Below are 10149 nucleotides of genomic sequence, written 5' to 3'. Positions count from 1 at the left end.
CGTGCGTCGCCGCGAGGTGGGCCGAGCACGAGCTCGGCGGCGCGCGGCCGACGACACGCGGTGATCCTCGTGATCGGCACCGGATCGCGGGGGCCCTGCTCGTCGGCGGCCACCCCTACACGGCCGGAGGCTACGCCGGCGAGATCGGGCACTCCCCGATCGCCGACGGACCGGTGTGCCCGTGCGGTGCCCGTGGCTGTCTGGAGGCCGTGGCCTCGGCGGGCGCCATCGCGCGCCGCTACCGGGAGGCCACGGGGACGACCCCGGACGGCGCCAAGGACGTCATCGCCCGCGCGGCCGCCGGGGACCGGGTCGCCGCCGACATCTGGGACTCGGCGCTGGACGCGCTCACCCTGTCGCTCGCGCAGCTGACCGCCGTGGTCGCCCCGAGGCCGTGGTAATCGGCGGCGGACTGTCGCGGGCGGGCGGCGCGCTCTTCGACGAGCTGCGGACCCGTCTCGCGGCGCGTCTCAGCTTCCACCGCCTCCCCGCGCTCGTCCCCGCCGAGCTGTCCGGCAACGCGGGACTGATCGGCGCCGCCCTCCGTGCCAGGGAGCTCGCATGATCTCACCGTCACCCGAACCCGGCTCTGGACCTCACCTGGCGGGTCGATCGCCTCGTCGCAGGCGGGACACACCGCACGGACACCGGGGCGTCCCGCGCCGGCGGGCAAGGGCCTCAACGTCGCCAGGGTCGCGCACGCCGAGGGGGCGTCCGTCTCGCGCTGACCACGGCCGGCGGTCCGGTCGGCGCGGAGTTCGCCGCGGAGCTCACGGCCAGCGGCGTGCCCCATGTGCTCGTGCCCGTCGCGGCCGACACCCGTCGCAGCATCGCCCTCGTCGACGAGGCCGCGGGCGACACCACGATCGTCAACGAACGAGGGGTGAACCCCACCGATGCCGAGTGGGGCGGGCTTCTCGCGGAGATCGTCGACCGGCTTCCCGGCGCCGGGGTCCTCGTCGTCTCCGGGAGCCTCCCCCCGGGAGCGCCGGAATCGCTCGTGCCGATGCTCGTCGCGGTGGGCGCCGACGCCCGGGTCCCGGTGATCGTGGACACCTCGGGCCCGGCCCTCCTGCGCGCCGCCGACGCCGGAGCCACCGTGCTCAAACCCAATGCCGCGGAGCTCGCCGAAGCCACCGGCATCGACGACCCCGTCGAGGGGGCCCGGTCGCTGCTGGCCCGGGGCGCCGAGCTCGTGCTCCTGTCGCTCGGGGCCGACGGCATGCTCGCGGTGACCGCGACCGATCTCCTGCACGCCCGACTCGACGAGCCGCTCTCCGGCAACCCGACCGGTGCGGGAGACGCCGCGGTCGCGGCCTGCGCCGTGCTCTCCGCGGAGGGCGAGCGTGATCCCGAGGTCATCCTCCGCCGCGCGACCGCGTGGTCGGCGGCCGCCGTGCTCATGCCGCTCGCCGGCGACATCTCTCCCCGCTGGCGCGCGCTCGAGGAGCAGCTCCGCGTGTCCCGCCCCGACCCCGCCTCCTTCCGGAAGGACCCTTCGTGACCCTCGTCTCCGCCCGGGAGCTCGTCTCCGCGGCTGCCACCGCCGGCACCGGCATCGGTGCCTTCAACGTCATCCACCTGGAGACCGCGGAGGGCCTCGTGCGGGCCTCCGCACTCGCACAGCTCCCCGTGATCCTGCAGATCTCGCAGAACTGCGCCGACTATCACGGCGGTCTGGAGCCGATCGCCCTCGCGACGCTCGCCGCGGCAGGACGCGCGGAGACCCCGGTGGCGGTGCACCTCGACCACGCGGAGCGACCGGAGCTCGTCGACGAGGCGGTGGCCCTCGGCTTCGGCTCGGTCATGTTCGACGGCGGCGCGCTGCCCTACGACGAGAACGTGGCGGTGACCGCCGAGGTCGCCGCCCGGGCGCGCGCGGCAGGGGTCTACGTGGAGGGCGAGCTCGGCGAGGTGGGCGGGAAGGACGGCGCCCATGCCCCCGGCGTGCGCACCGATCCGGACGAGGCGCGGGCGTTCGTCGCCGCGACCGGGGTGGACGCGCTCGCCGTGGCCGTGGGGTCGTCGCACGCCATGACCGACCGCACCGCCTCCCTCGACCTCGACCTCATCGCCCGCCTGCGGCGGCCCTCCGCGGTGCCGCCTCCGACGGGACGGACGTGCCTCTCGTGCTGCACGGCTCCTCCGGGGTTGCCGACGCCGTGATCGCCGACGCCGTGCGCGCCGGGATGACGAAGGTCAACGTCTCCACCCACCTCAACGGCTTCTTCACGCGCGCGGTCCGCGAGGTGCTCGCCGCCGACGAGCGTCTCGTCGACTCCCGCAAGTACCTCGCTCCCGCCCGCGCCGCCCTCGCGGACGAAGCCGCCCGGATGCTGCGACTGTTCGCCCTGCTTTCGTCGCAAGAATCCCGCTCCGGTCGCAGAGGTTCCCGGCACAGCTGCGACCTCGACGCGGAACGACGACCGGTGAAGCGCGCGGCCCGACTGCACGCGATCCTCGACCTCCTCGCGGCGGACGGGGAGGTGACGGTGGAGGAGCTGGTGGAGCGGTTCGGAGCCTCTCCGGCCACCACCCGCCGCGACCTCGACTCCCTCGCCGAGCAGCGGCTGCTCACACGCACGCACGGCGGCGCCGTTGCCCAGACCGTCGCCTACGAACTGCCCCTCCGCTACAAGAGCCATCTCCGCACGCACGAGAAGGAGAGCATCGCACAGACCGCGGCGGCGCTCGTCACCCCCGGTATGGTGGTCGGGCTCTCCGGCGGCACGACGACCACGGCCATCGCGGCCGCGCTCGCCGCCCGCGAGGACCTGGCAGCGGAGGGCGGGATCACGGTGGTCACGAACGCCGTGAACATCGCCGCGCAGCTCGCCACCCGGCCGGAGATCAAGGTGGTCGTCACGGGCGGTGTCATCCACTCGCGCACGTACGAGCTCGTGGGCCCGTTCGTCGAGCAGCTGCTCCGCGGGGTGCGGCTGGACCTCGCCTCATCGGTGTGAACGGGATGGACGCGGCAGCCGGGGCGACCACGCAGGACGAGCGCGAGGCGGCGGTGAACCGGATGATGGCGGAGCGTGCGCGGCGCGCCGTCGTCGTGACCGACGGCAGCAAGCTCGGGGTCGAGGCGTTCTCCACGGGTCGGCGGGTCGGAGCTCTTCGCCACCGTCATCACGGATCGAGGAGCCGACGGCGCCGCGGTCGATGCGCTGCGCGCCGCGGGGTACAGCGTCCTCCTCGCCTGAGGCGCTCCGGCCGCCCGCGGACACCCCGAGGGCCTCGGCGTCCCCAGATCGCCGAGGCCCTGCGAGAGCGTCGCGGCTGCATACCGTGACGCTCCGAGCAGATGGTGTCCGTCTCGTCTTCCCGCTCCCCAGCGGCGTTTCCCCAGAACCGACGGCGCCTCCCTCGGGCCTCTCCCTTCGAGGCCTGTCGCTCGACACCTTCCGAAGAACAGGAGAGGGTGGGTGCGATTCTGATACCTCGGTCCGGCAAAAAAGTCAGAATCCGTTGCCGTGACACTGGAATGGGGCGGAAACCCCCGTCGTCAGCGCGGCGCTCGCCAGGGCGTCGGCGGGAAGAAGCACCGGTCGAGAGGCCGCCGTGGACCGCGGTGAGGAGCTCGCAGGCGTCGTCGTCCGGCACCGTGACCGGGGCCGCGATCACCGAGTCCACGCCCGCGTGCAGCCAGACCCGCGTCATGCCCAGGGCCTCCTCTCCCCAGCGCACGGAGGAGCGCCCCAGCTCGCACGCCGAGAGGATCACGGTCCGCGGCACCCGGGGGATGAGGTCGACGTCGTAGCCGAAGAGCACCCCGTCGGCGAGCTCGAAGCCGGAGAACAGAGGATTGTCGACCGCATGGCGTCCGTGCGCGGCGATGTGGAGCACATCGACGGAAGCGGCCAGTGCCGTGGCGGCGGTCACGGTCGCCTCGGTGCCCTGCAGCAGGCGGGTCGCCCCCCGCGTCGTCCATGAATCCGCCGCGCGCCGGACCTCTTCCGCCGCCCGCGGAACCCGTGGTCCCGCCGCGAAGCCCACGCTCGGGTCGAGGCGGCGGCCGTCGTGCCGTGAAACCAGCGCGAGACCGAGGTCGCGAGGGTGAACGGCACGCCGTGCATGCCGGGGAGCATGGCCCACGGCACCCCGCCGAGGATTCCGGGAACGGTGACGACCAACCGCTCGGCGCCCGCGGCGGCCCGGCGCATCGGCCCGAGCAACTCGTCGTCCAGGACTGCGAGGCGTGCCGTCAGAGCGCGCGCGGTCACCGACCCCATCGCGCCGCCCCGCGTGAGCGCGGCCATGTCGAGGTCGGCGCGCAGGCCGTCGAGAGCGGTCCGTACCCGCGACCACGACAGGTCGACGACGGTCGCGCCGTCCGGCCGCACCACCACCCCGTGCAGGCCGGTGCCGGTGTAGACGTAGGCCAGCACCGCCGTATCGGACGGCAGGAGCGCGGAGGTCTCGGCGAGCGTCCGGCGCTCCCTCGTCGCTCCCGAGCCGGTGGCGGACCACTGCCGCTCCCGCACCCGGTCGCGGAGCGCGCGGACGGTGGGGTCGGTCGTCCAGTCCGCCCCCGCGAGGTCGGCACGCAGCATCCGCAGTTCTGCGAGGTCGGCGGCGAGGGCGTCGTCGTGCGGGGGGCGGACGGGGGCGACCTGCTGGCTGAGGTGCCGGGCGCGCTCGGACCACTCGAAGAGCGTCGCAGGGTCGCGGCGGCGGACGGCGGCGGCGAGCCCGGTGAACACGAGGTCGCTGGCGTGCATGGCGACGGAGGCCTGCAGGTCGAGGGCGCCGAACGACCGCTGCCACGCCGACAGCAGGTCAAGCCCGGCGGCCGCGGCGCGCAGCGCCTCCCCGTCACGGCCGCGTCCGGCGGCGGCGGGCCGCACGGACCTCCTGCGCACGGAGCCGCAGCGGCGTCGGGGCCGAGGCGGGGACGCGGGGGAGGCGGCCGGTGCCGTCGCGGCGGGCGCTCAGCCGCAGGGCCGTGGCCTCGGTGCGGAAGCCGCTCCGGTCGAGCTCCTGCGCCACGCGTTCCCACGCGTCCGCATCGAGGGGGCGGTCGGGCCGGATCCGCTGCCGCGCCTCCAGCTGCACCGCGGCGGCTCTGGCCGCCCAGCCGCTGCTGCCGAGGGCGGTGAAGCGTCGGGCGGCGGTGCGGGCGGCGCGCTCGGCCGCCCGAGGGTCGTGCCGGACGAGCGAGCGGGCGAGGTGGAACTCGGCCTCACCACGGGCCTGGCGCATCCGCTGTGCACCGAACTGCACGGCCACGCGGCCGAGCAGCGCCTCCGCCTCGGTGGTCAGGCCCGCGTCGCGGAGCACCTCGGCGCGGTCGAGGTCGCTGATGGCGGTGGCCAGGGCGCTGGTGGCCGCGAACGTCGGCCGGGACGCGGCCATCAGGCGCAGCGCCGACACGAGGTCCCCGCCGAGCAGCGCGGCATAGCCGAGGTTGTGCGTGGCCTCGGCGAGGGAGTCCCGTTCCTCGTGCGCCTCGTAGATCCCGATCGCACGTCGGAGGTCGGCCATGCAGGTGTCCAGACGATGGCGCTGCATCCGCACCACCGACCGGTTCATCAGACAGTTCGCGAGCGCGGTGGTCTCGGCACCGGCAGCGGTGAGGGCGTCGATCGCGGCGGTCAGGCTCGCCTCGGCCTCCTCCATCCGTCCGCCGTGCATGAGGAGGGCGCCGAGCTGCCCGCCGAGGAGGGCGACCGTCTCGGCCTGCAGTCCGTCCCTGGCCAGGGCCTCCCGGCACAGCGCCTCCGCCCGCCGCGGGCTCACCGGTCTGCGCGAGCACATACGCCGTCGTGCCGTCGATCCGCGCGCGGAGGTCGACGTCGTCCGTGCGAGCGGCGGCTTTCTCCAGCTCCCGCCGGGCGCGGGTGAACTGCCGGGCGTTGGCCGCCTCGACGCCGCGTCGGTGCAGCGCGCTCGCGGACAGGGGCATCCGTCCAGGATGCCGTGCCGGGGTGGTCGTGCGGAAGGGGTGAGAGGCGTCAGGACCTCTCGTGCGGCGTCGGCAGCGACGTCAGGACGGCGGCGACGGCCTTCGCGGCGACGGCGGGCTTCACACCCTGGGGTCGGGACGGCGCCGAGCTGGGCGGCGACCCGTCCGGCGATGTACGGCGCCGCGAAGGAGGTGCCGCTCCACACCGCGAAGCCGCCTCGGTAGTCGTCCGGGTCGAGCGTCTCGCGCGGCAGCCCGTCGACGTCTGCGCGGGTCGCGGCCTGCGCGCCGCCGACGAAGGCCGGCGAGGTGCTGACCACCGCGGCGCCCGGGGCGTACACCTGCACCCACGGGCCGACGTTCGAGAACAGGGCCACGGAGTGCGCCGACGGGTTCAGGGCGCCGACGGAGACGTGCGGAGCCCCGTCGTCGGACCGCAGCCCGTTGTCGGCGCCGGGCCACGGCCACAGCGACGCGGGGAAGGAGGGGCGGTCGATCGCGTCGTTGCCGGCCGAGCAGACGACCACGCAGCCGAGTTCCCTGGCCTTCGCGAGCAGCTCGTACAGCGTCGTGCTGAAGAGCCCGTCGGTCGGGGTCTCGTGGTAGTAGCTGAGGGAGAGGTTCAGCACGTCGATCGGGAAGCCCGTCGTCGGATCCTCCCGATGCCGCCGGAGCAGCTCCACGACCTGCGCCACGGTCTCGAGGAGCGTGCTCTCGTCCACCACCCCGAGCGCGCCGGCGACACGGATCGACAGGATGTCGGCGTCCGGAGCGGCCTGACGCACGAGGCCCGCGATGAAGGTGCCGTGCCCGGCCACCGCGTCGATCTCGCCGTCGAGCTGGCCGTAGAGGTCGGGGTAGCGCTCGGGGTCGGCGTCGTCCGTGAAGCCCACGGGGACGCCGTCGAGCTCCACGTGCCGGGTGACGATGTCGGACGGCAGCCAGGCGTGCTCCCCGCACCCGGTGTCGAGGATCGCCACGACCGGCCGTCGTCCGCGCTTCGGAGCGGCGGCGCGGGCCGGGGCGGGACCGAGCCAGGTGACCGGCTGCCGCGCCCCGCGTCCGGGCTCCAGGTAGTCGTCGCTGCCGCCTCCGCCGGGTGCCGCACCGCGGACGGGGTTCGTCCGGGTGAACGGGTTCGTCCGCGTGAACGGGTTCGTGCGGGGTGAACGGGTTGAGCCCGACCGGATCGATCGAGAGCACGTGCTCGAGGCTGGTCCGCGGCATCGTCGAGCGCGACAGACGGCGCGCGCGTTGCAGCACCCGCCAGGCATCGGGCGCCACGGGGGACTCGCCCCTGGTCGGCTCATCCGGCGTGGTCAAGCGCGCCCGCAGGAACCCGCGACACCCGGCACGAGCTCGCCGTTCCCGATCTCCCGCTCCGGCGACTCCAGCTCCAGCCGCCAGCCGAAGAGTCGGCGGCATCCCTCAGGGCGCGCAGCTCGCGGTCGTACGCCTCCTGCTCGTCGAGGGCACGCGTGATCAGCAGGCGCTCCGGCAGGTACGCGGTGGGGAACGCTCGGATCCCGTCCACCGGTTCGGTGCTGGGGTCGAGGGCGGTCCCGCGGCGGATCGATCCCTCCGCGCGGTCCTGCCAGGTCCATCCCTGGGGCTGCTCCATCGGTCATCCTCTCCGTGGGCATCGACGGCGACGGCGCCGGCGATGCGGGGTCACAACTCGAACTGCGGGGTCTCCAGGGTGCGGGTCTCGTCGCCGACCGTCGCGGTCAGGCGCACGCGGCTGAGCCCCGACGGCACCTCGTCGAACATGAATCGGCCGGTCTCCGCCGGGGTCGTGCGGCGTTCGCGCTCGCCCTGCAGCAACACGATCTCCGCAGCGGCGGTGTCCACCCAGCCGTCGATCCGTCGTCGTCCGGACGCGGTCGTCGTGACGTGGAGGAGGATGCTCGTGCTGCCGTCGCTGAACTGGAGGGTGAGGGCGTCGGTCTCGCCGCGGACCGTGCCGAGCTGGCCCTCCACGAGGGTGAGCAGCGCGTACTCGCGGTTGAGCCCGTCCGCCGCGACCGCGGCGACCATCCGGTCGATCAGCCCGGCAGGGACCGGATCGACCTCTCCCCAGAGGCTGCGCAGGCGGGCGAAGAGCCGGGCGTCGTCCTCATCGCTCATGATCGTCCCTCCGTCCGACGGGCCGGGGCGTCGAGGAGGTCGCGGAGCTTCGCGAGGCAGCGGCTGCGGGTCGGCCCGATGCTGCCGACCGGCATGGACAGGTCGCGGGCGAGGCGCGCGTAGTCAGGGCGGTCCTCGAAGGCGATCACCCGGAGGAGACGCTGGCAGCGCTCGGCGAGGCGGCGTACCGCGGCCCAGAGCCGTCGGTTCTCGTCGTCCAGCGTGGCGTGCTCCTCGGCGGACGCCTGCTCCGGAAGCAGGGCGTCCAGGTCGTCGGATTCCGCGGTGTCGACGCGACCGTTCGCCTTGCCGACCTTCCAGGCCTCGCGGCGGGCGGTGGTCGTGAGCCACGCGGAGACGGCCCGCGGGTCGGCGATGGCACCGTGGCCGCGCACGAGCTGGAGCCAGGTCGTCTGCACGACGTCTTCCGCGAGGGTGCGTTCGAGGCCGTAGGCGCGCACGACGTGCCACAGCACCGGCGTCATCAGCCGCACCAGGTCGTCCATCGAGCGGCCGTCGCCATCGCGCCACGCATCGAACAGGTCCGCGGCACGTTCCCAGCGTGCGCGCCCGTCGTCGGATGCCGGATCGAAGGCGGCGCCGGGGGCACCGTCGATCATGAAGCCCATTGTGATCACACCTACCAGGAGCACGGCAAGGGCTCGGTGATACATGTCGCGGTCCAAGAATTCCGACGCCCGAATCCGTGGGGCGACGACACCCTCGATAGCGTGGAGGGGTGATCGCTCTCGTCGTCGTGCTGTTCCTCAATGCCGGCTTCAACGTGCTCGTCTGGCCGCGGTTCTACAAGCGGGTCGCGAACGATCCGCGCGCCAGGGACGAGAACGGCAAGGCCACCCCGTTCCTCCGCGTGCACGTCATCCTCATCGCGATCGCGCTGGTGCTCGCCGTAGCCTCCGCGGCGGCGGGGATCACCGTGCTGGCGGTCGCGCCCTAGCGCGGAGCCTCAGTCCGCCTCGTACTGGGCGGCGTGCGCGGCCCACCGAGACTCGACGGGGAGGCTGCGGAGGGCGCGATTCCCGATCGCGAGGGCGGCGGCCAGCACGCACAGGGCTGCGCAGATCAGGATGGTGCCCTGGCGTCCCGCCCACGCGAGGCCGAAGCCGGCGATGAGGGGGGCGAGCGGCATGGCTCCCATCGCAAGCACGCCGATGGCGCTGTTCGCGCGCCCCAGCAGTCGGGAGGGCGTGGCCACCATGAAGTAGCCCATCATCCCGCATTGAGGGCGGGGAGGAGGAGCACCGAGGCACCGAGGACGACCGCGACGGCCCACGGCGCGGACACGACCGACAACACCACGGCGCAGAGGGCGACGACCGTGAGTCCGCCGATCGTCAGCACCCCCGCCGGGATCCGGGGCACGAGGAACGGGGCGACGACCGCGCCGACGAGCATCACGGCGCCGATCGCCGCGCTGACCGTGCCGATGAGCAGTTCGGAGTGCCCCGCCTGCTGCAGGGCGTAGACGACGGTGGTGATCGCGGCGTTGAAGCCGAGGTTGATGATCGTCATGATGAGCATGACGCCGCCGAGGTCGGGGCGGGACAGCAGCCAGCCGAATCCCTCCCGGAACTCCCGCCAGGCGTTCGGGCGGGTGGTGGGCGCGTCGAGGTCCGCGTCCTCCTCGGCACCGGTGTCGGCGAGGCCCGCTCGCCTGGTCTGACGGCCGAGCAACCCGGCGGTCACGGCCGCGACGAGGTGGCAGAGGGTCATGACGGCACCGACGAGCCAGCCGCCACGCCGAGCAACAGCCCGCCCAGGGGTCCGCCCGCGAGCTGGAGGGCGGCGTCGCGCCCCTGGTTCGCGGCCTGCGCCCGCCCCATCGCGTCATCCGGACGATCTCCTTCAATGCGCTCTCGCCGGCGACGTCGAAGAGGCCGCTCCGTGCGGCCAACAGCACGTCGATCACGAGGAGGGTCGCGAAGGTGAGAGCGCCGCCGAGAGCGAGGAGCGTGAAGGCTCCGGCCATCACGATCCCCAGGATCGAGCCGACGAGCATGAGCACGATGCGCCGGTGCCGGTCCGCAGGATGCCGCCGACCAGCGTGAGCAGCAGGCGGGCCACCATGCCCGCACCTGCGATTGACGCCGGCC

13 protein-coding genes and 2 pseudogenes are annotated in these 10149 nt (G+C 74.0%); 7 read left to right on the top strand and 8 right to left on the bottom strand.

Annotation, left to right across the window (positions count from 1 at the left end; genetic code table 11):
* From AB1285_RS24350 to AB1285_RS24325, 6 genes and pseudogenes are all read left to right on the top strand, one after another.
* On the top strand, nt 1–401 hold a 401-nt coding region (locus AB1285_RS24350), incomplete at its 5' end, for an ROK family protein (protein ID WP_429978032.1).
* Nucleotides 395–565 carry a hypothetical protein gene (locus tag AB1285_RS24345; protein ID WP_429978030.1) on the top strand — a complete coding sequence of 57 codons (171 nt, stop codon included), beginning with the start codon at nt 395–397 and terminating at the stop codon, nt 563–565. The genes AB1285_RS24350 and AB1285_RS24345, both read left to right, overlap by 7 nt.
* Before the next feature lie 24 nt (nt 566–589).
* A complete protein-coding gene (locus AB1285_RS24340; protein ID WP_429978034.1) occupies nt 590–1504 on the top strand; it encodes a 1-phosphofructokinase family hexose kinase in 915 nt (304 codons plus the stop codon).
* Complete coding sequence (locus AB1285_RS24335) at nt 1501–2166, top strand: class II fructose-bisphosphate aldolase (RefSeq protein WP_429978028.1); 666 nt, start codon at nt 1501–1503, stop codon at nt 2164–2166. Before AB1285_RS24340 ends, AB1285_RS24335 begins: the two co-directional genes overlap by 4 nt.
* A pseudogene (locus AB1285_RS24330) lies at nt 2121–2288 on the top strand (class II fructose-bisphosphate aldolase); the annotation flags it as partial. The gene AB1285_RS24335 and the pseudogene AB1285_RS24330, both read left to right, overlap by 46 nt.
* A 141-nt stretch (nt 2289–2429) precedes the next feature.
* Nucleotides 2430–3206, top strand: a pseudogene (locus AB1285_RS24325) (DeoR/GlpR family DNA-binding transcription regulator).
* Here the strand turns inward: AB1285_RS24325 and AB1285_RS24320 are convergent.
* From AB1285_RS24320 to AB1285_RS24295, 6 genes are all read right to left on the bottom strand, one after another.
* The gene (locus tag AB1285_RS24320; protein ID WP_429978026.1) at nt 3133–3999 is read right to left on the bottom strand and encodes a CHAT domain-containing protein; all 867 of its coding nucleotides are present in this window, start codon (nt 3997–3999) and stop codon (nt 3133–3135) included. The pseudogene AB1285_RS24325 and the gene AB1285_RS24320 overlap by 74 nt on opposite strands.
* Entirely contained in the window at nt 3882–4850 is a 969-nt protein-coding gene (locus tag AB1285_RS24315) for a hypothetical protein (RefSeq protein ID WP_429978024.1), read from the bottom strand. Before AB1285_RS24315 ends, AB1285_RS24320 begins: the two co-directional genes overlap by 118 nt.
* Complete coding sequence (locus AB1285_RS24310; RefSeq protein WP_429978022.1) at nt 4819–6888, bottom strand: S8 family peptidase; 2070 nt, start codon at nt 6886–6888, stop codon at nt 4819–4821. The genes AB1285_RS24315 and AB1285_RS24310 overlap by 32 nt, the downstream gene beginning before the upstream one ends.
* A gap of 326 nt (nt 6889–7214) precedes the next feature.
* Nucleotides 7215–7529 (bottom strand): hypothetical protein, encoded by a 315-nt coding sequence (locus AB1285_RS24305; protein WP_429978020.1) that lies wholly within the window; start codon nt 7527–7529, stop codon nt 7215–7217.
* Between the two features lie 50 nt (nt 7530–7579).
* The gene (locus tag AB1285_RS24300) at nt 7580–8035 is read right to left on the bottom strand and encodes a hypothetical protein (RefSeq protein WP_268777540.1); all 456 of its coding nucleotides are present in this window, start codon (nt 8033–8035) and stop codon (nt 7580–7582) included.
* Nucleotides 8032–8655, bottom strand: a complete 624-nt coding sequence (locus AB1285_RS24295; protein ID WP_232089144.1) for an RNA polymerase sigma factor — start codon at nt 8653–8655, stop codon at nt 8032–8034. The genes AB1285_RS24300 and AB1285_RS24295 overlap by 4 nt, the downstream gene beginning before the upstream one ends.
* A 119-nt stretch (nt 8656–8774) precedes the next feature.
* On the opposite strand from AB1285_RS24295, the gene AB1285_RS24290 reads away from it, so the two are divergent.
* A complete protein-coding gene (locus tag AB1285_RS24290; RefSeq protein ID WP_259951727.1) occupies nt 8775–8993 on the top strand; it encodes an SCO4848 family membrane protein in 219 nt (72 codons plus the stop codon).
* 9 nt (nt 8994–9002) lie between these two features.
* Here the strand turns inward: AB1285_RS24290 and AB1285_RS24285 are convergent, their stop codons facing one another.
* Nucleotides 9003–9269: a hypothetical protein gene (locus tag AB1285_RS24285; protein ID WP_429978018.1), complete on the bottom strand. Its 267-nt coding sequence runs from the start codon at nt 9267–9269 to the stop codon at nt 9003–9005.
* The gene (locus AB1285_RS24280) at nt 9266–9769 is read right to left on the bottom strand and encodes a hypothetical protein (RefSeq protein ID WP_429978016.1); all 504 of its coding nucleotides are present in this window, start codon (nt 9767–9769) and stop codon (nt 9266–9268) included. The genes AB1285_RS24285 and AB1285_RS24280 overlap by 4 nt, the downstream gene beginning before the upstream one ends.
* Between the last annotated feature and the right edge of the window lie 380 nt (nt 9770–10149).

The sequence above is a fragment of the Microbacterium sp. NRRL B-14842 genome (assembly GCF_050470785.1).
This window is presented reverse-complemented; position numbering and strand designations above follow the sequence as displayed.

Excerpts from the sequence above, each read along its gene's own strand:
- AB1285_RS24305 (WP_429978020.1), bottom strand. The coding sequence starts at position 7,529 with ATGGAGCAGCCCCAGGGATGGACCTGGCAGGACCGCGCGGAGGGATCG.
- AB1285_RS24300 (WP_268777540.1), bottom strand. The coding sequence starts at position 8,035 with ATGAGCGATGAGGACGACGCCCGGCTCTTCGCCCGCCTGCGCAGCCTC.
- AB1285_RS24295 (WP_232089144.1), bottom strand. The coding sequence starts at position 8,655 with ATGATCGACGGTGCCCCCGGCGCCGCCTTCGATCCGGCATCCGACGAC.
- AB1285_RS24285 (WP_429978018.1), bottom strand. The coding sequence starts at position 9,269 with ATGATGGGCTACTTCATGGTGGCCACGCCCTCCCGACTGCTGGGGCGC.
- AB1285_RS24280 (WP_429978016.1), bottom strand. The coding sequence starts at position 9,769 with ATGACCCTCTGCCACCTCGTCGCGGCCGTGACCGCCGGGTTGCTCGGC.